Origin of the sequence: Proteus cibi, from assembly GCF_003144405.1 — a bacterium.
GTDB classification, from domain to species: Bacteria; Pseudomonadota; Gammaproteobacteria; order Enterobacterales; family Enterobacteriaceae; genus Proteus; species Proteus cibi.
Map to the genome: position 1 here is coordinate 207,467 of NZ_PENW01000009.1, position 20,625 is coordinate 228,091.

Annotated in this window: 18 protein-coding genes; 12 read left to right on the forward strand and 6 right to left on the reverse strand. The window is 39.8% G+C overall.

Annotation, left to right across the window (positions count from 1 at the left end):
- The first annotated feature begins 134 nt into the window (after positions 1–134).
- Positions 135–641 carry a DNA starvation/stationary phase protection protein Dps gene (dps, locus tag DK865_RS04855; RefSeq protein WP_023581243.1) on the forward strand — a complete coding sequence of 169 codons (507 nt, stop codon included), beginning with the start codon at positions 135–137 and terminating at the stop codon, positions 639–641.
- Positions 642–705: 64 nt separating this feature from the next.
- Here the strand turns inward: dps and dinG are convergent, their stop codons facing one another.
- Complete coding sequence (dinG, locus tag DK865_RS04860; RefSeq protein WP_109391362.1) at positions 706–2,829, reverse strand: ATP-dependent DNA helicase DinG; 2,124 nt, start codon at positions 2,827–2,829, stop codon at positions 706–708.
- A gap of 254 nt (positions 2,830–3,083) precedes the next feature.
- On the opposite strand from dinG, the gene DK865_RS04865 reads away from it, so the two are divergent.
- The 3 genes from DK865_RS04865 (at position 3,084) to fabZ (ending at position 5,541) form a co-directional block, all read left to right on the forward strand.
- Positions 3,084–3,992, forward strand: a complete 909-nt coding sequence (locus DK865_RS04865) for a LysR family transcriptional regulator (protein WP_023581241.1) — start codon at positions 3,084–3,086, stop codon at positions 3,990–3,992.
- 56 nt (positions 3,993–4,048) lie between these two features.
- Positions 4,049–4,930 carry a dihydrodipicolinate synthase family protein gene (locus tag DK865_RS04870; RefSeq protein WP_109391363.1) on the forward strand — a complete coding sequence of 294 codons (882 nt, stop codon included), beginning with the start codon at positions 4,049–4,051 and terminating at the stop codon, positions 4,928–4,930.
- A 185-nt stretch (positions 4,931–5,115) separates the two neighbouring features.
- A complete protein-coding gene (gene fabZ / locus DK865_RS04875; RefSeq protein WP_109391364.1) occupies positions 5,116–5,541 on the forward strand; it encodes a 3-hydroxyacyl-ACP dehydratase FabZ in 426 nt (141 codons plus the stop codon).
- Between the two features lie 61 nt (positions 5,542–5,602).
- Here the strand turns inward: fabZ and DK865_RS04880 are convergent, their stop codons facing one another.
- Both DK865_RS04880 and purB read right to left on the reverse strand, forming a co-directional pair.
- Entirely contained in the window at positions 5,603–6,991 is a 1,389-nt protein-coding gene (locus tag DK865_RS04880) for an MmgE/PrpD family protein (protein ID WP_109391365.1), read from the reverse strand.
- A gap of 81 nt (positions 6,992–7,072) precedes the next feature.
- Entirely contained in the window at positions 7,073–8,440 is a 1,368-nt protein-coding gene (gene purB, locus DK865_RS04885; protein WP_023581237.1) for an adenylosuccinate lyase, read from the reverse strand.
- 403 nt (positions 8,441–8,843) lie between these two features.
- Here purB and metC point away from each other — a divergent pair, with 403 nt between their 5' ends.
- From metC to sseA, 4 genes are all read left to right on the forward strand, one after another.
- The gene (metC, locus tag DK865_RS04890; RefSeq protein WP_023581236.1) at positions 8,844–10,019 is read left to right on the forward strand and encodes a cystathionine beta-lyase; all 1,176 of its coding nucleotides are present in this window, start codon (positions 8,844–8,846) and stop codon (positions 10,017–10,019) included.
- 34 nt (positions 10,020–10,053) lie between these two features.
- Positions 10,054–11,421 carry a C4-dicarboxylate transporter DcuC gene (dcuC, locus tag DK865_RS04895; protein ID WP_023581235.1) on the forward strand — a complete coding sequence of 456 codons (1,368 nt, stop codon included), beginning with the start codon at positions 10,054–10,056 and terminating at the stop codon, positions 11,419–11,421.
- Positions 11,422–11,704: 283 nt separating this feature from the next.
- A complete protein-coding gene (locus tag DK865_RS04900; protein WP_036912140.1) occupies positions 11,705–11,890 on the forward strand; it encodes a hypothetical protein in 186 nt (61 codons plus the stop codon).
- A 13-nt stretch (positions 11,891–11,903) separates the two neighbouring features.
- Positions 11,904–12,746, forward strand: a complete 843-nt coding sequence (sseA, locus tag DK865_RS04905; RefSeq protein ID WP_109391366.1) for a 3-mercaptopyruvate sulfurtransferase — start codon at positions 11,904–11,906, stop codon at positions 12,744–12,746.
- A 76-nt stretch (positions 12,747–12,822) separates the two neighbouring features.
- On the opposite strand, the gene DK865_RS04910 is transcribed toward sseA, so the two are convergent.
- The 3 genes from DK865_RS04910 to rhlE form a co-directional block, all read right to left on the reverse strand.
- A complete protein-coding gene (locus DK865_RS04910) occupies positions 12,823–13,071 on the reverse strand; it encodes a GlsB/YeaQ/YmgE family stress response membrane protein (protein ID WP_036912134.1) in 249 nt (82 codons plus the stop codon).
- A 201-nt stretch (positions 13,072–13,272) separates the two neighbouring features.
- The gene (gene dusC, locus DK865_RS04915; protein WP_109391367.1) at positions 13,273–14,205 is read right to left on the reverse strand and encodes a tRNA dihydrouridine(16) synthase DusC; all 933 of its coding nucleotides are present in this window, start codon (positions 14,203–14,205) and stop codon (positions 13,273–13,275) included.
- Between the two features lie 9 nt (positions 14,206–14,214).
- Entirely contained in the window at positions 14,215–15,630 is a 1,416-nt protein-coding gene (gene rhlE / locus DK865_RS04920; protein ID WP_036912128.1) for an ATP-dependent RNA helicase RhlE, read from the reverse strand.
- A 370-nt stretch (positions 15,631–16,000) separates the two neighbouring features.
- On the opposite strand from rhlE, the gene cecR reads away from it, so the two are divergent.
- Genes cecR through DK865_RS04940 form a run of 4 tightly spaced genes read left to right on the forward strand, consistent with a single transcriptional unit; the run spans position 16,001 to position 20,624 of the window.
- On the forward strand, positions 16,001–16,699 hold the full coding sequence (gene cecR / locus DK865_RS04925; RefSeq protein ID WP_023581232.1) for a transcriptional regulator CecR: 699 nt from the start codon (positions 16,001–16,003) through the stop codon (positions 16,697–16,699).
- Positions 16,700–16,710: 11 nt separating this feature from the next.
- The gene (gene hlyD / locus DK865_RS04930) at positions 16,711–17,697 is read left to right on the forward strand and encodes a secretion protein HlyD (RefSeq protein ID WP_109391368.1); all 987 of its coding nucleotides are present in this window, start codon (positions 16,711–16,713) and stop codon (positions 17,695–17,697) included.
- 13 nt (positions 17,698–17,710) lie between these two features.
- The gene (locus DK865_RS04935; protein ID WP_109391369.1) at positions 17,711–19,480 is read left to right on the forward strand and encodes an ATP-binding cassette domain-containing protein; all 1,770 of its coding nucleotides are present in this window, start codon (positions 17,711–17,713) and stop codon (positions 19,478–19,480) included.
- A complete protein-coding gene (locus tag DK865_RS04940) occupies positions 19,473–20,624 on the forward strand; it encodes an ABC transporter permease (protein ID WP_036912124.1) in 1,152 nt (383 codons plus the stop codon). Before DK865_RS04935 ends, DK865_RS04940 begins: the two co-directional genes overlap by 8 nt.
- Position 20,625: the final 1 nt, after the last annotated feature.

Below are 20,625 nucleotides of genomic sequence, written 5' to 3' on the forward strand. Positions count from 1 at the left end.
GATAGATTAGATTTTTTAAATAGATGACCTATCAATTTAATAGTATCAATCGATAAGACTAACCATTAATAGTTCACTATCATAATTAACAGAAATTAAGATATTGAGTTATTAATTATTTAGGGAGAACGATTATGAGTACTGCTAAATTAGTCAAATCCACACCTTCAACTCTGCTTTATACTCGTAATAACCTCGATGACAGCGTAAAACTGCACGCTATCGAATTATTGCAACAGATGGTGACACAGTTTATCGACCTATCTCTCATCACAAAACAAGCGCACTGGAATATGCGTGGCAGAAACTTTATTTCTGTTCATGAGATGGTTGATGGCTTCCGCGATACCATTAATCAACACACCGATGAGTTTGCAGAACGTGTTGTTCAATTAGGTGGTACTGTATTAGGTACTGCACAAGTGGTAAGTAAAAAAACCCCTTTAAAAGCTTATCCTTTAGATATCCATGATGTGCAAGATCACTTAAAAGCACTGGCTGATCGTTATGCGGTTGTTGCTAATGATATTCGTAAAGCCATTGACGAAGTTGAAGACGAAGATACCGCTGATATGTTTACTGCCGCATCGCGTGATCTTGATAAATTCTTATGGTTTATTGAGGCTAATATTGAGAACTAATTCTCAATAAAAAATGACAATGATGACGTTAAAAGGCTACCTCTCTTTCTCTAGGTAGTCTTTTTTATTTATCTTTTTTATCTTTTTCTTTAGGCATATCCGGCTGATAGATAGGAAAAACAGGCAGTGCCGTTAATAAGCGTGAACCATAGTTTTTAGTTAACAGACGTCGGTCATAAATAACGATTTCACCGTGACAATGATGACTACGGATAAGGCGTCCAACTTGCTGAATTAAATTAAACGATGCGCTTGGCAAGCTCTGCACTTCAAAAGGATAACGTTTTAAAGATTTAAGCCATTCGCCCTCTGTCACAATCACCGGATCTGTCACGGGCGGAAAAGCAATTTTATGAATATGCACCTGCGTTAAATAATCGCCTTTTAAATCGAGCCCTTCGGCAAAAGATTGCAAGCCTATCAACACACTATTATCACCCGCATCAATACGCTTACAATGTGTTTCCACTAATCGATAGCGTGGTTGATCACCTTGTACTAATAAGCATAAACGCAAATCTTTCACTTCGTCTAAAAAACCGTCCATTGCGCGTTGGCTGCTAAATAAAACCAACTGGCCTCTGTGGTTAGTCTCTTCCATACTATGCCGAAAATATCGTGCCATCTCTTTTAAATGTTCACGTTCATGGCTCATCGTCGGTTCATAACGCATTTTAGGAATAACCAGTTTGCCCTGCTCTTTATGCTCAAAAGGGGAAGACAACGTAATAAAGCGATCATCAAAATGTTCACTTAATCCTGTTAATTCTTGAATACGAGAATAGCTATTTAATGAACGTAATGTCGCCGATGTGATAACCACATGCGGAATATTTTTCCATAATAACTGCGTCAGTTGTTCACTGACACGAATGCCCGCACAATGAAAATAGAGATGAGACTGTTTTTTATCGTAACGGCGAGTTAGCCATTTGGATACAGGCGCTTTGGAGGTTTGCTCTAATGTGGCTAAGCGCCAAAGTTTTGCCATATTTTCTAAATACCCCACCATCCTACTGGTCGTTAAAATGGCACGATGTAAACGCACAACATCTTCTTTCGCTGTTCGTTCTGTTAAATCGTTTAAAATAGCTTCGCCCAGCATTTTTAAACCATCTGTTAACTTAAATAATGTCTGGCAACTTAACAGGAGTTGTTCAGGCAATTCCCCTAACGGAAAGAGATACTCATCTTGTTCACTGCGTTCTGGTAATAAGGCGCGCGTGAATGTATCAACCTCTTGATAAGCTTCACGTAACTTAGCAATATGAGCATCAAAACGAATAGGATCAGCCAACTTAGGTGGTCTTACTGGAACAAATTGCGCTAAATACTGACTAACATGGCGAGTGATGTTATCAAGCTGATTATTAAGAGAAACTAAGGTTATTTCTCCTTCGACTTCAAGAGCATCGCGTGCAACATCAGGAATATGATGTCCTTCATCAAGTACCAAAAGCAGATTTTTAGCATCAGGTAACACGGATTCACTTTCCATTGCCGCCATCACTAAAGCGTGATTGGTAATAACCACATCTACTTCATCTATTTCACGGCGTGCTATAAAGAAAGGGCAACGATGATAGTATTGGCAATTGCGCCCTAAGCAGTTCATTTTATCCGTACTGATTTTACGCCATAAACTGTCTGTTAGTGCGCGTTTATGGTGATCACGTAAACCATCCCAACCAAAACTCGTAAAATCATTCTTGAGCTCTCGACAAATTTCTCTTTCTGCACTTGTCGCAACATCCACTTTATCTTCAAGCAAAAACATTAAGTCAATTTGCTCGCCTTCTGTTGCACAAATCGCATCTAAATTGCGAGGGCATAAATAACGCCCACGACCGAAAGCGCCAGTAAACGTAAGATCAGGTATGATTTTTTTTAGTAATGGTAGATCTTTACTATAAATTTGATCTTGCAGTGCCACATTCGCCGTACTGATTATCAGTGGTTTTTTCTCATCCCGACTTATGGCAATACCCGGAATAAGATAAGAGAGTGTTTTACCCACCCCTGTTGGGGCTTCTATCACTAAATGTCGTCCCATTTCATCAGAAAAAGTCTTCGCTACCTCAGCGATCATTTCACGTTGTGGCGCACGCGGAATAAACCCTTCAATATGCTCTGGTAGGGCTTTATACCACTGACTTATTTGATTTTTAACTGATTGAGAAAGGGACATAACCACTCTGTAACTGATTTGAAGAAAGGCGCCATTGTCTCATAACACTGTATAAAAATCAGTAGTTACCTTTACTTGCATGTTTTTTTCATCAAAGAATGGATAACATCTCGAAATTATTGCGCTTTGTTATGGATTATTCATTCAACTCTTCATAGTATGAGTATTGGTTACGCAACATCCAAAATAGTCTTATAAAAATATTTTTCTTTTGTTTTATTAAACACAACAACACCAGTTAAGAGATATCTATAATGACTTCCGCAAAACGCCCTATTTTTAACTTAGAACTTGATTTACTTCGCACCTTTGTCGCCGTTGTTGATGGAAATACCTTTGCTGCAGCAGCTGAATCAGTTTGTCGAACACAATCCGCCGTTAGCCAACAGATGCAACGACTTGAGTCTCTACTTGGAAAAGAGCTATTTGCTCGCCAAGGCCGAAATAAAACACTGACAGAAGCCGGTACACAACTGCTTAATTATGCTCGCCGTATTTTGCGTTTGAATGATGAAGCGTGTCTTTCATTGATGCATGAAGAAATTGATGGGATCTTAAAAATTGGTTCTCCTGATGATACAGCGAACACCATATTACCTGAACTTCTCGCGCGTTTTTCAGGTGCTTATCCTCGCTTGATTATGGAAATTATTGTTAAACGCAGTCCGTTTTTAATGTCGATGTTAGAAAATAACGAACTGGATTTAGCCATTTCAACCGAAGAACATGTGGGTTATCCAAAAATTGTATTACGCGTTTCCCCCTCTTTATGGTATTGCGGGAAACACTTCAGATTTGATCTGGATGACCCCTTACCATTAGTTGTATTAGATGAACCCAGCACATATCGCGACATGATGATAAATCACCTTGATCAACAAGGTATTCGTTGGCGGATCGCTTATGTTGCTACAACACTTTCAGGTGCTAGAGCCGCAGTACGTGCAGGCTTAGGTATTATGGCGCGTTCAATTGAACTTTCAGGTGATGATTTGCGTATTTTAGGCGAAAAAGAAGGTTTGCCCACTTTACCCGCCATTCGTTATAACCTATATCTCAATGCCAATAGCCCAGGGAAAGCAGCCCAAATACTGTTTGATTCATTAAAAAATGAACAAAATGAAGTGATTAATCATGCTGATATAACGCTTCAACAAGAATAATCAAAATAAATAAATCATTGCGATAACACATCCAAAATTAAAACAGGACACCGATTATGACCCAATTTCATGGTATTTTTCCTTATCTTGTTTCACCTGTTGATCAAACAAAAGGGACTATTCTTGAAGCCTCGTTACGTCGCTTAGTTGAGCATCTCATCTCAAGCGGTGTTCATGGCTTAAGCCCATTAGGTAGCACGGGCGAATACGCTTATCTTTCCCAAGTACAGCGTAATGAAATCGTACGTATTACTGTTGATCAAACGGCAGGGCGTATTCCTGTTATTGCGGGTGTCGCCGGTTTTTCAACCGCAGATGCTTGTCATCAAGCAGAACAATACGCTCAATTAGGCGTCGATGGCATGGTCTTGATTTCACAAAAAATGTACCCGTTAAGCGAAACCGCACAAGCGGGTTATTTCCAAACCATCGCCGAAGCGTTTCCTGAAAAATCCATGACAATTTATACCAATCCGGGGCTTTTAGGCGATGTTCTTCCTATTTCTTTATTCAATGAACTGAGCTATATCCCGAATATTGAATATATTAAAGATGCATCAAGCAATACAGGTCGCTTACTCACCATGATCAATACTTTTGGTGAGCGCGTTAAAATATTTAGTGCTTCAGCACATATTCCATTGTTAGTGTTAAAACTTGGCGGTGTAGGTTGGATGGCTGGTCCTGCTTGTGTATTACCAAAGCAATGTGTTGAACTGTATGAGCTCGCAACAACAGGCGACTTTGATACTGCATTAGCAAAACAAAAAGAGATGTGGCAAATCAATGAAGCATTTACAAAATACTCACTCGCATCATGCATTAAAGCATCCCTAAATATTCAAGGCTTTGAAGTGGGCTCACCTATTTTACCGCAAGAGCCTCTAAATGAAGCAGCAATGAACGATCTACGTCAAATTATTGCTCGCCTTGATTAACAAACTATTCTTATTTAGAAATAACAAAGGCTAGATTTTTCCTATTCTAGCCTTTGTTATTCACTTAACCCAAATTTCCTATCTAAAACATAGCGCAATACTGTACCATCTTGAATAAGAATGAAATAATAGCGACTTTCATTGTAAAAACGATTTGTTCTATCATCATAACGAGGAGAAAATATATGCCCATTTCCGTCAGTGAAATAATGGAAATATTGCCTCATCGTTATCCATTCTTATTAATTGATCGTGTTATTTCTAAGCCAACTGAACTTGCTAATGGCAAATTAGCCGCCATTAAAAATATCACCACCAATGACACCGTTGTTTTTGGCGAATTTTATCCACCTTTATTACTTCTTGAAAGTATGGCTCAAGCTTCGGGCATTCTTGCACATTACTACCTTTCACCAATGGGGGAAGATCAGCAATGTTATTTTGCCAGCATAAAGAATGCTCGGTTTTATGATGTGGTAAAAGCAGGCGATCAGCTACTTATTGAGATCCAATTTCGCCGACAGCGACGCACTATTGTGAGTTTTTCAGGTACGGTGAAAATTGGGGAAAAAATAGTTTGTACATCTGAATTTATGTGTGCAAGGCAATAGATAAAGGATTGGTCGATAACACCAATCCTTCAGATAATAATCTTGTTTATACTATTTCAGCTTAACTTTCTATTTCTTTAACACGTAATAATTGTGTTATTTCTGAAATAGTGACATTGTCAAAATGCAGTATTTTTTCAACTAATTGTGCCGATTGTTCAGCTTCTATCACCAAAGATGCATTATCGTAAAATTTACTGATCACATCTTTATCTGTCATTGGATTTTTCGGATTACCATACTGAATATCTAATCTCTCCGTGATCTTTTCGCCATTTTTTAATGTCACGAAAATTAGTCCGGGGAAATAGGTAGGAAATGGAATTTCCCCTTTTTCAGGATAACGATAAGTTACACGCTTCGCTAATGATTGAATATCTTCCCGTTGGAGGTTTTCAGGTAATAATGAAGATAGCGTTAACGCATTATCTAAAAAACCCGCCGCAAATAACCACGGCAAACTAAATTTGGCGCCATAAGCTGTTTGAGGCGCCCATTTTGTTTCGGGTGGCTCACAAATCAAGGCAGCGGCGACGGGATCGACAACGCACTCGACCCTTTCGATATCATCAGCCGTGATCCCTCTTTTCAGCAACTGACGCCCGCAATCAACCGTTGCATGAGCAAAATGGCACACCGGATAAGGCTTAATAGAAACATTTAAAAATTCCCATACTTCACCTAATCCCAATGCCACTTGTTCTGGTTCCGCTTGCTCTCGAATGCCATGTGTTTGATAAAGGCTATAACGACCTTCAAATATTGTTTCAGGGCCTGTCATTCCACCTTTTGCTAATGATGCTGCGATAATACCTGATTGTGCAGCCCAGCCCGCATGAAAACATTTAGAAGATGAGCTATTAGTGAGATATTCTGCAACACCTCCGGCTTGGCTTCCTGTTAAGCCTAATGCATTCACGGTTTGCTCAGGTGTCAATTTTAATAGTGAAGCGGCACAAGCTGTTGCACCAAAAATACCTGCAATGGCTGTGGCATGAAAACCACGCTGATGAAACCCACTATGGCTTGCTAAGCCCACTCTTGCTGCAACTTCCCAGCCAATCACCCACGCCGTTAAAATATCTTGTGATGATGCTCCGATAGATTCACCTAATGCAAAAGCAATCGGCGTTAATACCGCACTGCCATGTGCAATCGAATCAGTGTGTGTATCATCAAAGTCTAATGCATGTGCTGCAATACCATTAGCAAGGGCTGCTACGGTGGTGCTTGCCGTTAATGAACTCCCCCAAATAGGGATATTGCCTTGGCTATCAGGTAAAAAAGTCACGCCTTGGCGACTTTGAATAGCACTTTGTTGCACACTTCCGGCAAGGGCAACGCCTAATGTATCTAATAAATGAATTTTGGCTCGGCTAACAACTTGAGCGGGTAAATCAGGAAACGTTGTTGTGGTAATAAATTGGGCTAACTGCTGACTCAATGTCATAAACACCTCGAAATAGATAAGAAAAAGCCAGCAATATCACCGGCTTTTAGATAATAAGAAGGTTGGATGTAATTAAGTCACTTAGTCATTTAACCAGCCAGAGGCTTTGGTTTGTGCGACAACGCGATCAACCTGAGCTGGCGCATTTCCCACATAAGTCGTTGGATCTAACAATGCATCAAGTTCTTCTTGCGTAATATGATCACGAATACGGGTATCACGATTAATCGCTTCGACAAAAGTAATGCCCTCTTCTTGCCCAGACATTGATGCTTCATACACAATTTCATGCGCCGTTTGTTTGCCTGCTTTATCAGATAATGCAAACATCACGCGCTCTGCCAGCATAAAGCCACCCAAAATATCCATATTTTTGCGCATTTTTTCAACATGAACATTTAATCCGCCTAATACCGTTTTCATATTATCAAAAATAACAGACAGCATCAGACACAGCTCTGGCATGATTTTCCATTCCATTTTCCAGATTGCACCATCACGCTCATGTTGATGTTTCATCATATCGGTTAAAACAGAAAGGTTTGCTTTTAGGGTATTACTCACACAGGCCGCATTTTCAACAATTGCTGGATTACGTTTATGTGGCATGGTTGAAGAGCCGACTTGTCCTTTGCTAAAAGGCTCTGATAATTCATCAATTTCGTTATGCGCTAATATCAAAATTTCATTAGCAATTTTGCCTAATGTACCGCTAATTAAGCCAATCAACATGCCATACTCGCTAAATCTATCTCGCGCCGGCTGCCATGAAATTTCAGGTACACCCAAGCCTAAGCGTTTTAACACACGCGCTTCCAATTCATCAGCTTTATCACTTAAAGAAGCTTTTGTTCCCACCGCACCAACAACACTCCCCACAAATAAACGAGGTTCGATCTCTTTAAGACGTTGATAATGGCGGGCGAGTTCTGTTAACCAAATTGCTGTTTTATGACCAAACGTGATTGGCAGTGCTTGTAATGCTAATGTACGCCCTACCATAGGGGTATTTCGGTGTTTTTCACTTAATGATAGTAATGAGCGACCTAATATTTTGATATCACGAAGGAAAGTATGATGAGCATCTTTTAATTGCAGCACAAGACCTGTATCAATCACATCTTGTGTGGTTGGTCCAAAGTGAACATATTCCCCATAATGTTCAGGGCAAGCATGTTCTAAACCGCGAATGGTTGGCACTAATGGGTGACGAGTAAGACGCACTTGTTCTAAAATATAATCCATATCAAGCTTTTCAAGTTTCGCGGTGTCTGCAATAACGTTTGCCGCCTCTTTTGGGATCAACCCTAATTCCGCTTGTTCTATGGCTAATGCGGCTTCATAATCAAGCCAATTTTGCATTCTGGTTTTATCAGAAAAAATAGTTCTCATTTCTTCTGTTGACCATAGATTTTTTAATAAAACCGAATCAAAAACGCTGGTTCCCATAATTATTTCCCCTGTTAAAAGAATAATAAAAAAATCGTTTTTTTAATCAAACGACTTGTTAGATTGTTATTTTATTTATGCAATATAATCTCAATAAAAACACTTTGATAATTTTAATCTAATTTCAAATATTTCTAATCAATAAAAAAATAACATTAATTCAAATAGTTATAAATAACTCTTTATTTATTACTTATAACATTTGAATCTTAAATGTTATTTAAGATTTAATTAGAATAATTAATGCTAAAAAGTTAGAGGGAGATCATCATTTTTATAAAATAGCTATTTTAAAAATAAATAAGTTTGTTATAAATAATAGAAACAAAATAAGCACAAACAGTAATTAATCCTTTTATTTAATTACCAGGGAACCCTATTTCTATATTTGGAGATATTAATAATGAAACAAAATAAACAAACAAAACTGATACACAGTGGACGCCAAGCAATCAAAACTTCAGGTCCCATTAATCCACCTGTAATGAGAGCCAGTACTATCGTTTTTGATTCAATTAAAAGCTGGCGCGAAGTTCGTGATCGTCGTGCAACTGAGCGGGTTTTAAGCTATGGCGCACGTGGTACCGAAACGGCATTTGCCCTTGAAGCCTTAGTCACCGAATTAGAAGGTGGCTATCGCGCTCAGTTGTTCCCTACCGGATTAGCAGCTATCGCCGTCACTATTATGGGATATGCACGTAGTGGTGGACATGTTTTATTTGCTGATTCGGTTTATGAACCCGTTCGTAAAATTGCATCAGCTTTTCTTGAACCTAATAACATTGCCTATAGTTTCTTTAAAACTGATGGGTCTGATTTTGAACAAAAAATTCAAGACAATACACAACTTATTTTTGTTGAATCACCGGGCTCATTACTTTATGAAATGCTCGACTTACCTGAAATTTGCCGTATTGCTCATGAACGAGATATTCCTGTCGGCGTTGATAATACTTGGGGCTCGGCATGGCTTTATAACCCGCTGGAATTAGGTGCTGATGTCTCTGTTATCGCTGCAACAAAATATTTATGCGGTCACTCTGATGTGATGATGGGCATTATGGTTGCAAATGAAAAAGCATGGAAAAAAATTGGTGCATTACCTGAAGCATTAGGTCAAGCCAGTAGCCCTGATGATGCCGCATTAGTTCTTCGTGGTATGAGAACACTAGGTCAACGCATCGCTGCGCATGGTAAATCGGCACTCGCCATTGCACAGTGGTTAGAGACTCGCCCTGAAGTGGAAAAAGTGTGGTTTCCTGAATTACCTAATCACCCTCGTCATGATTTATGGAAACGTGACTGCAAAGGCAGTAATGGCTTATTAACCATTGAATTTAAACAAGAATATAGCACAAAACAATCAGAGCAATTTATTGATGCACTTGAGCTTTTTGGTATCGGTGCTTCTTGGGGTGGATTTGAAAGCTTGGCTTTACCTGCCAATGTTGTCGGTGCAAGAACCGCTTCAGATTGGCGTGAAGGTCATGGTCCATTTGTCCGTTTACATATTGGTCTTGAAGCTACGGATGATCTTATTGCGGATATTACACAAGCCTTTTCAGCATTAAACCAATAACAAAAAATATTGCATCATTACCGGGGAATTCACTATGACAGGTTTAATCATTGCTGCGCTGGTAACAGCGTTAGTGGTTTATTTACTGGCGCGAGGTTATAAGCCTCAGCCAGTATTATTACTCGGCGGGTTGTTATTATTGCTCTTAACGGCATCTCTCGACCTTAATCCTTTATTGCCAGAAAATAAATCCACGCAATTTAAATATTTTGATATTTTCCAAATATTTACGGATATTATGAGTTCTCGCTTAGCGGGTCTTGGTTTAACATTAATGGCAATTGCGGGTTTCTCTCGTTATATGGAACACGTTGGCGCAAGCCGTGCTTTATTCGCTATTTTTGAAAGACCATTAAAAGCGATAAAATCGCCTTACTTATTATTAGTGATTTCATTTCTAGTTACCCAAATCTTGGTTATCTTTATCCCTAGCCATGCAGGTTTAGGTATGCTGTTAATGGTCACCATGTATCCGATATTAATTCGTTCTGGTATTAGTCCACTTTCTGCTTTAGCCGTTATTGGATGCTGCCAGTTTATCGACCATGGTCCTGGCTCTGGTAACGTCATTATGGCGGCAAAAACAGCAGATATTGAACCTGCCGTCTATTTTGTTCAGCACCAGTTACCGATTACTATTCCTATTATTATTGCGGTTGCTATCACTCACTTCTTTATTCAACGCTGGTGGGATAAACGTGAAGGATTTGTTTTTGACCCAACAACAATCGATATCGTAAAAGAAGAGGGTAATAAAATCCCGCTATCTTATGCCTTATTACCCGTGATCCCTTTAATTCTAATTATCGGCTTCAGTCCTTTACTGCACCCTTATATTAAATTAGAAGTCACCACAGCAATGATTATTAGTACTGTAATTGCACTTCTTTTTGAATATGTTCGCTTACGCGACGCAAAAGCGGTAATGAATAGCTTTATGCTGTTCTTTGAAGGAATGGGTAAGCAATTTGTCTTAGTGGTATCGTTAATTGTATCGGGTGAATTCTTTGCGAATGGTTTACTCAAAAGTGGTGCCGTCGATACGCTAATTAGCTCTGCTCAAGATGCCGGTTTTGGTATTGCCGCCATGATCATTGTAATGAGTGCCATTCTTGCATTAGCCGCCTTTTTAATGGGATCTGGTAATGCGGCGTTCTTCTCATTTGCAGCCTTAACGCCAAAAATTGCAGCCTTCTTAAAAGTAGATGTGATCACCTTAATTTTACCAATGCAAATAATGACAAGCTTTGGCCGTACTGTTTCACCTATTACTGCCGCTATTGTTGCCATTGCAGGTATTGCGAATGTCTCACCGTTCCAAATAGTTAAACGAACCGCTATTCCTATGGCTGTGGCAGCCATTGTGAACTTAGCCATGACGTTCTGGTTTTTATATTCCTAATTAAGTTGCGTTACCCTTGCCCTTAAACTCATTTACTCCTGAGTTTAAGGGGTTTTTTCTTATCATTGACTGTCACCTTTGATTGAAATCATTAACGTCAACCTTAACGCTACTCAGGCTATTTATAAAAAATAAATCGCCTGTTTATTTCTCTATCTCCCTCTTTCTTGTCTAAAAATAGACGATTTCACCACTATCCTTTGTCGATTAAACCGACTGAGTACTTGTTTCAACTTCATATCTCGATATACTTTTGCGTAACATTCATCTGCAAATGAACATTATGAAAAAAATAATTATTGTTATTATCGCGCTACTTGCCTTTGGTTCTATCGGTGGTGTTTTCCTTGCGGGCTTAAATATCTATACACGCTCCACGACACCAATAGAAACAGAGCAAACGCAACCTGAAACATCACCTACCCAGCAATTTCCAGCTATCCCAGACAGCTCACCTTCTGCTAAATAAATGAGGTCGCACCGTGGAATACGATTATTTTGTTACTCCCCAATGGCTATTTGAACATCAAAATAACCCTGATCTTGTGATCCTTGATGTAAGCGCACCAATGCCAACTCAAGATATTGATTATCAAACGCTTTACCTTGAGCGTCATATTCCACATGCTCATTTTTTTGATCTTGATGAAGTCGCCGATAAAACGACGTCATTACCCCATATGCTACCTTCTGATACACTATTTTCAGAAACGCTGACCCAATTAGGGATCTCTAATACCACGACTGTCATTCTTTACGATCAAGGCAATTTATTCTCGGCACCAAGAGGTTGGTGGACATTGACAACACTTGGTTGTCGCAATGTCCGTATTCTTGCGGGTGGCTTGCACGCATGGGTTGAAGCTGGATTTGCGACAGAACAAGGAGAGGCAATTAAAGTGCCGGCGCTGTCTCCTTTTATTGTTGAACGTCATGCACAACGTTATGCCAATAAACAGCAACTTCTTGATAATTTAGCGACCAAACAAAAACAGATTGTTGATGCACGTTCTGCTGATCGTTTTTATGGTAGATCACCAGAACCCCGCCCTGGTTTACGCAGTGGGCATATCCCTAGCAGTAAAAATGTTCCGTGGAATGAACTCGTTGTTAATGGGCAATTGAAAAGCAACGCTGAGTTAAAGCAAATTTTTCAACAAGCAGATGTTGATTTATCACAACCCATTATTGTCACTTGTGGCTCTGGTATGACTGCGGCAATCTTATTTTTAGCGTTAACCGTATTGGGTTGCCAATCTATTGCACTTTATGACGGATCTTGGGCGCAATGGGGGGCTGAAAGTGCCCTTCCTTGTGAGTGCTAATTTGATCTGTTTTGCCTGAAAAAAGTAAACCCGCATTAAGCGGGTTTATGATCAATATCGATTAGGTGTAAATATATTAACTTGCAAATATCTTAGCAAGATAGAGCACAACAATAGCACCAATGACAGCAACGAAAAAACTACCAAAGTTAAAGCCATCCACTTTTCCTTTGCCAAAGAAGCTACTAATTGCCCCCCCCACAACCGCACCCACAATACCCAAAACACAAGTCCATATCAGACCAATATCATAAGAGCCTGGCATTAAGAATTTCGCCAATATACCCGCAATCAAACCAAAGATGATCCAAGCAAGAATTCCCATAGTTCCCCCTAAAATAGTCATGATATAAACAACATATCTAAAAATGTCACTTATTGAGTGTAAGTCGAAATAGTTATTTTTTCCAATTATTGGAGATAAGTAACACTCTATCTAAGATAAATAGAGAGATTATTGTTTTACGAATAAAAAAATAGCGTTAATTAATTAACGCTATTTTTAGCGAATACGATGATTTTTAAACTACAGTGCTTCTATTGCGAGCGCAATTTCTGGCGACGTTTTTAATGTTCTGATTTGCCTAAATAACTCATCTGCCTCAGGATACTCTTTGCGTAAATAGCTAAACCACTGCTTAATACGTGATGCATGATAAATCGTCGTATCACCGCGCTTTTCTAAACGAACATAACGCTTTAATAATTCAATCACCTCTTGCCAAGGCATTCTCGCTTCTATGCCTTTTACAACACGGCTTAAGTTAGGGGTATTCATAGCACCGCGACCAATCATTATCGCATCGCAACCTGTGGTGGCTAAACAGGCTAATGCATCTTCACGGTTCCAAATTTCGCCATTAGCAATCACAGGGATTGAAAGCCTTTGACGAATATCACCAATCGCCTGCCAATTAATTTTTTCGGCATTATAACCATCTTCTTTTGTTCTGCCATGTATGGTGATTTCTGTAGCGCCACCTTGTACCACAGCATCGGCAATTTCATGGCTATACGCTGAAGAATCCCAGCCAAGTCTCACTTTAACAGAAACAGGTAACTCTGAAGGTACTGCGTCACGCATTGCTTTTGTTGCTTGATAAATCGTTTCTGGCTGTTTTAGAAGAGAAGCCCCACCTCCACTACCATTGACTGTTTTTGAAGGGCAACCACAGTTTAAATCAACCCCCCAAGAGCCTAACGATACGGCTCTAAACGCATTTTCAGCCAACCATTGTGGATGTTGTCCTAATAATTGCACTCGCACCAGTGTGCCACTTTTAGTGCGACTTTCTGTCTGCAATTCAGGGCATAAACGATAAAACGCTTTTGTTGGCAATAAGGAGTCTACAACTCGTACAAACTCTGTAATACAGAGATCGTAATCATTAATTGACGTGAGTAATTCTCTCACAAGGGGGTCTAAAACCCCCTCCATTGGCGCTAATAGAACTCGCACTTTTTAACCTCAAAACTCTTTTCTAGCTTTTGACCAAGGGCTTTGATTATCACTACCTTCATCATTTTTACGTGAACGACGAGGCCCTAATTTTCCGGTACGAGAGCCCTCTTTGTTACGGTAGTTTTCTTTATTTTTATTACGTCCAGACTCTTTACCTTCGCTATCGCTGTCTCTACGACTACTGTTGCGATTGTCTTTACCACGAATATCTGCACGACCACCACTTCTACGCGGTGCATTATTCTTTGGTTTTTTATGCAAAGGCGCGGCTTTAATTGAAGGATCAGGATCGTAACCCTCTAATGCTAAACGTGGAATTTCACGTTTTAATAAACGTTCAATATCTGCTAATAAACCATGTTCATCAACACAAACCAGCGAAATAGCCTTACCCGTTGCCGCAGCACGACCGGTTCTACCAATACGATGAACATAATCTTCTGCCACTTGCGGTAATTCAAAATTGACCACATAAGGCAGTTGGTCAATATCAAGACCACGAGCCGCAATATCTGTTGCAACTAACGCTTTTAATTTGCCATCTTTGAAGTCAGCTAAAGCGCGCGTTCTTGCACCTTGGCTTTTATTACCGTGAATAGCCGCTGACTTAATTCCATCTGCATTTAAATGTTCGGCAAGCTTATTCGCACCGTGTTTAGTACGCGTAAAAATAAGCACTTGTGGCCAATTTTCTAACCCAATTAAGTGTGATAACAACTCTGTTTTACGTTTTTTATCCACTAAATGAACATATTGATCAACAGATTCAGCAGCCGAGTTTTTGGGAGCAACTGAAATACTCACAGGGTTATTTAATAATGAATTGGCAAGCCCAGTGATCTCTTTAGAAAATGTCGCTGAAAACAGTAAATTTTGACGTTTTTTCGGTAATTTACTGATTACTCGGCGAATATCGTGAATAAAGCCCATATCTAACATGCGATCAGCTTCATCAAGCACTAAAACTTCAACACGAGAAAGATCAACCGCATTTTGATGTTCAAGATCAAGTAAACGTCCTGGTGTTGCAATCAATACATCAACACCACCACGTAACTTCATCATTTGTGGATTAATGCTCACACCACCAAAAACGACTAAAGAACGAATAGGAATATAACGACTATACGCTTTTACATTTTCAGCAATTTGAGCCGCAAGTTCGCGCGTTGGTGTCAAAATCAGGGCTTTAACAGGTTGACGACCTTTTGTTTTGGCTGTTGATTGAGATAACTTTTCCAATATTGGTAATGTAAAAGCTGCTGTTTTACCAGTGCCTGTTTGCGCACTGGCTAGTACGTCTTTACCCGCCAAAATCGGCTCAATCGCCTGTTGTTGAATAGGGGTTGGGGTTTTATACCCTTGTTCATCAATAGCGCGGAGAAGCGCCTCACTTAAACCAAGCGATGTAAAATCGGTCAAAACAGTAGTCTCCTACAACCAGAACGTATAACACGGTGATTGAAATTAAAAATGATGGGCTTTCATACTGTCAAACTATAGGTATTATTACTCTATAGGTACTATCATTCTCGGTATAGACAGTGATAAAAGAAAATGAACCTTGTTAGGTTAACCTAATAACCCCTATTCTAACAGTTTTTGCTATATTCAGAATACAAAAATAATTTTCAATATTAGATTACTTTTTTTATTACAAATCACCTTTGTTCGATTATTTATTACAAATTTTCCCTATTGTTCAATATCATCTAATATAATACACCTTGTTATCGCTGTTTTTAATATCATTGGTTTTGTTACATTTTACTTAAGTAAGGTATCTTCTATTATGTCAGAAACCCATCAGAAGACGACACGTGGTGAACTAGCAAAACGACAATTATTGGAAGCGGCATGTGAGATCTTTGGTAAAAATGGGCCAGATGCCGCCACTACACGCCAAATTGCACAAGCTGCTCAACAAAACATTGCCGCTATCGCTTATTATTTTGGTTCTAAAGAAGGGTTATATCTCGCCGTTGCACAACATATTGCCGATCTTATTCGCCTTGATTTTGAACCGACAGTGGTCATTCTTGACGAATTTCTGGAACGACCTAACCCAACAGAACATTTGCCATTACTGCAAACGCTTATCACAGATAGTTTTCTACAATATGCTCGCCTTGTGCTTGATAAAGAAAACATTCATCTTAGTCGCATTATGGCAAGGGAACAGCTCGTTCCAACCGAAGCCTATTCTTTGATCCACCAGCAAGCGTTATCGCCTCTTTTAACGCGTGTAAACAAACTCTTAGCTATTTATATTGGTTTAGATGCTACGCTTCCTACAACGATGTTACACACTCACGCTATATTAGGAGAGGTGTTATCATTTCGTTTAGTTAGAGAAACTATCCTAAGACAAACGGGATGGGATAGAATTGGTAAAAATGAGTATCAGATTATCTCGAACACCTTAAAAACTCATATTACTTTATTACTCAATGGATTAAGAGAGATTTACACTAACCCACATCACGCATAAATAGAGTTATTATGAAAACTAAAAAAGTCAGTTTGTTTATTATCTTAATGATTATTATCGGTATTATTGCAGGTATCTATTATTATGAAGAAAACAAAGAGTCTGAATTAGTACTCTATGGCAATGTCGATATACGTACAGTCAATCTTAGTTTTCGTGTGGCTGGAAGATTAGACACATTACAAGTTGATGAAGGTGCACCCGTCAAAAAAGGGCAATTATTAGGCAAGCTTGATGATGCCCCCTATCGCAATGCACTTAATAAAGCTTATGGTGAGCGTGATAGTGCAATTGCTTCGCTAGCTTTAATGGAAGCAGGATATCGTACTGAAGAAATTGCACAGGCTCGATCTGATGTATCATTAAAGCAAGCCGCTTGGCAATACGCAGATAACTTTTATAAACGCCAACAAGATCTTGCTAACCGAAAAGTGATTTCAGCCAATGAGTTAGATAGCGCAAGAAATAATCGCAATCAAGCAGCCGCGGCCTTAAAAGCGGCGCAAGATAAGCTCAATCAGTATCAAAATGGTTATCGAAAAGAAGACATTGATGCGGCGAAAGGACAAGTTATGCAAGCTAAAGCCGCCGTTGCGCAAGCTGAATTAAACCTCCAAGACACGCTATTAATCTCTCCATCACAAGGTACTGTGCTAACTCGCGCGGTGGAACCTGGTACGATGTTATCGGCTGGAAGCCCTGTATTTACGGTGTCATTAACTAATCCTGTTTGGGTCAGAGCTTATATCAGTGAAACTCACTTAAGCGAAGCGGTTCCTCATCGAGAGGTTTACCTCTACACCGATGGACGTAAAGATAAGCCTTATCACGGTACAATTGGATTTGTTTCACCAACAGCCGAATTTACCCCAAAAAGTGTTGAAACACCGGAATTAAGAACCGATTTAGTGTACCGCCTCAGAGTGGTTGTAACGGATGCTGATGACGCATTACGCCAAGGTATGCCGGTCACCCTAAAATTTGCCGCCTCTCATTAAGTGTGGGGTAGAAATGGAACACACTGATTACACCATCGAGCTTCAAGGTGTTGAAAAACGCTTTACAGGGCTAGAAAGCCCTGCTGTTTCGTCATTAACAGCCACTCTTACAGGTGGCTCTGTGACGGGTTTAGTGGGGCCTGATGGGGCAGGAAAAACAACCTTAATTCGTATGCTTGCAGGCTTATTAAAACCTGATGCGGGTGATATTCGAATCTTGGGTATGGACCCGCAAAAACAGAGTGTCGATGTCAGAGCTATTCTTGGCTATATGCCACAAAAATTTGGTCTGTATGAAGATTTAACGGTATTAGAAAACCTCAATCTTTATGCTGACTTAAAAAATGTCATTGGTGATGAACGCAAAAAAGTTTATCACCAACTGCTCACTTTTACCGATCTCACTCGCTTTACATCTCGCCTTGCAGGCAATCTATCTGGAGGCATGAAACAAAAGCTTGGACTTGCTTGTACTTTGTTAGGTCGTCCTAAAGTTCTGCTTCTTGACGAGCCCGGCGTGGGTGTCGATCCCATTGCACGCCGTGAGCTTTGGCAAATGGTGCATGCGTTGGCAAGCGATGGCATGTTGATCCTATGGAGTACCTCTTATCTTGACGAGGCAGAGCAATGTAAAAACATTCTCTTACTTAACAAAGGAGAGCTACTTTATAGCGGTATTCCTCAAGAGTTAACTGCAAAAATGGCAGGTCGCTCTTTTCTACTTAATGTTGAAGGTCATCAGCGTAGAAAAGTATTGCAACAAGCCATTATTCAACCGCAGGTAACTGATGGCGTTATTCAGGGGCAATCCGTTCGTTTGATCCTGAAAAAACAGAGTCATCAAACTGAATTGCTGCGCGCTTTGGGTAAATCTGATGAGAAACTTATTCCTGCTACGCCTCGCTTTGAAGATGCTTTTATTGATTTATTAGGAGGCGGTCCTTCTCATAAATCTGAATTAGCTGAAATTATGCCTCAGATCCCTCCCTCACCTAATGAAACCGTAATTGAAGCACAGCAGTTAACCAAAATGTTTGGTCAATTTGCGGCAACTGATCATGTCGATTTCCAAGTTAAGCGTGGTGAAATTTTCGGTTTATTGGGCCCTAACGGTGCAGGTAAATCGACAACCTTTAAGATGATGTGTGGTTTATTAGTCCCCACCAGCGGTAAAGCCCTTGTGCTAGGTATGGACTTGAAAGAAAGCTCAGGTAAAGCGCGTCAACACTTAGGTTATATGGCACAAAAATTCTCACTTTATGGCAACCTTAAAGTGGGACAAAACTTGAAATTCTTCTCAGGTGTGTATGGCTTACATGGCAAACAACAACGCAATAAAATCAACGATATGATAACGGCCTTTGGTTTACAACCGATGGTAAATCAAATCACTGAAACCCTACCTTTAGGTTATAAACAGCGCCTCGCCCTTGCGTGCTCATTAATGCACGAGCCTGATATTCTCTTTTTAGATGAACCGACATCAGGTGTTGACCCATTAACGCGAAGAGAATTTTGGCTACATATTAATGGCATGGTTGATAAAGGCGTGACCGTGATGGTTACCACTCACTTTATGGATGAAGCAGAATATTGTGATCGTATTGGTTTGGTTTATCGAGGAAAAATCATTGCAGCTGGCGAACCTGATTCGCTCAAAAAAAGGGTTGCTAGTGACGATAACCCAACCCCTTCAATGGAAGATGCCTTTATTGGTTTAGTGCTGGATTACGATAAAAAACTTGAAAGTGAAAATGATAAAGGGAGCGAAACACATGCATAATTCAGCTCAATCATCTCATGCTCGCTTTTCTTGGCGACGTTTATACGCACTGTGTTTAAAAGAAACAAAGCAAATTACGCGTGATCCCAGTAGTGCCCTAATTGCGATTGTTATCCCACTTACTTTGCTGTTTATTTTTGGGTATGGCATTAATTTAGACTCCAGCAAATTAAATATTGGTATTTTAACTAACCAACAAAGCCAACCTGCGCAAGAGCTTGTTTACACCTTCACGAATTCACCGTATATCAATGCAACAATTAGCGATAATCGACAATTATTAATCGATAAAATGCAGGCGGGGCAAATTCGAGGTATTGTGGTTATTCCTGTCAATTTTGCTGAATTACTGGCTCGTCAGGATACTCAAGCCCCCATTCAAGTGATCACCGATGGTAGTGAACCCAATACTGCAAACTTTGTTCAAGCTTATACCAAAGGCGTTTGGCAAATTTGGTTGCAACAGCAAGCCATCAGTAAGGGAATTGATACTACACCATTAATTGAAATAGAACCTCGTTATTGGTTTAATCCTGCGGCAATGAGTCAGCACTACATTATTCCGGGTGCTGTCACTATTATTATTACGGTAGTTGGGGCGATCCTTACCTCATTAGTGATTGCTCGCGAATGGGAAAGAGGCACGATGGAAGCCCTACTTTCGACACAAATCACACGCACAGAACTCTTACTTTCAAAGCTTATTCCTTACCAAGTGTTAGGTAGTTTTGTCATGGTGTTATGTATGGTTGTCACTGTGTTTGTGCTTGGCGTGCCTTATCGAGGATCATTATGGATTTTAGGCGGGATCACGTCGCTCTTTTTAGCAACTGCTTTAGGCATGGGATTACTTATTTCCACGCTAACGCGTAATCAATTTAATGCGGCAATGATTTCATTAAATGCTGCATTTTTGCCAGCCATCATGTTATCAGGCTTTGTTTTTGAAATTGATAGTATGCCTATCTTTATTCAAGTGGTGACCTATTTTATTCCTGCGCGTTATTTTGTGAGTAGTTTGCAAACGCTATTTTTAGCTGGCGATATTCCGTTGATATTGATGCTAGATATGTGGCTATTAATTGTATCGGCGATATTTTTTATTGGATTAACGGCGTTAGCAACACGTCGTCGATTAGATTAAA

Excerpts from the sequence above, each read along its gene's own strand:
- purB (WP_023581237.1), bottom strand. The coding sequence starts at position 8,440 with ATGGGAACCAGCGTTTTTGATTCGGTTTTATTAAAAAATCTATGGTCA.
- metC (WP_023581236.1), top strand. The coding sequence starts at position 8,844 with ATGAAACAAAATAAACAAACAAAACTGATACACAGTGGACGCCAAGCA.
- cecR (WP_023581232.1), top strand. The coding sequence starts at position 16,001 with ATGTCAGAAACCCATCAGAAGACGACACGTGGTGAACTAGCAAAACGA.
- dinG (WP_109391362.1), bottom strand. The coding sequence starts at position 2,829 with ATGTCCCTTTCTCAATCAGTTAAAAATCAAATAAGTCAGTGGTATAAA.
- fabZ (WP_109391364.1), top strand. The coding sequence starts at position 5,116 with ATGCCCATTTCCGTCAGTGAAATAATGGAAATATTGCCTCATCGTTAT.
- dcuC (WP_023581235.1), top strand. The coding sequence starts at position 10,054 with ATGACAGGTTTAATCATTGCTGCGCTGGTAACAGCGTTAGTGGTTTAT.
- DK865_RS04900 (WP_036912140.1), top strand. The coding sequence starts at position 11,705 with ATGAAAAAAATAATTATTGTTATTATCGCGCTACTTGCCTTTGGTTCT.
- DK865_RS04940 (WP_036912124.1), top strand. The coding sequence starts at position 19,473 with ATGCATAATTCAGCTCAATCATCTCATGCTCGCTTTTCTTGGCGACGT.
- dps (WP_023581243.1), top strand. The coding sequence starts at position 135 with ATGAGTACTGCTAAATTAGTCAAATCCACACCTTCAACTCTGCTTTAT.
- hlyD (WP_109391368.1), top strand. The coding sequence starts at position 16,711 with ATGAAAACTAAAAAAGTCAGTTTGTTTATTATCTTAATGATTATTATC.
- DK865_RS04910 (WP_036912134.1), bottom strand. The coding sequence starts at position 13,071 with ATGGGAATTCTTGCTTGGATCATCTTTGGTTTGATTGCGGGTATATTG.
- DK865_RS04865 (WP_023581241.1), top strand. The coding sequence starts at position 3,084 with ATGACTTCCGCAAAACGCCCTATTTTTAACTTAGAACTTGATTTACTT.
- DK865_RS04870 (WP_109391363.1), top strand. The coding sequence starts at position 4,049 with ATGACCCAATTTCATGGTATTTTTCCTTATCTTGTTTCACCTGTTGAT.
- DK865_RS04935 (WP_109391369.1), top strand. The coding sequence starts at position 17,711 with ATGGAACACACTGATTACACCATCGAGCTTCAAGGTGTTGAAAAACGC.
- DK865_RS04880 (WP_109391365.1), bottom strand. The coding sequence starts at position 6,991 with ATGACATTGAGTCAGCAGTTAGCCCAATTTATTACCACAACAACGTTT.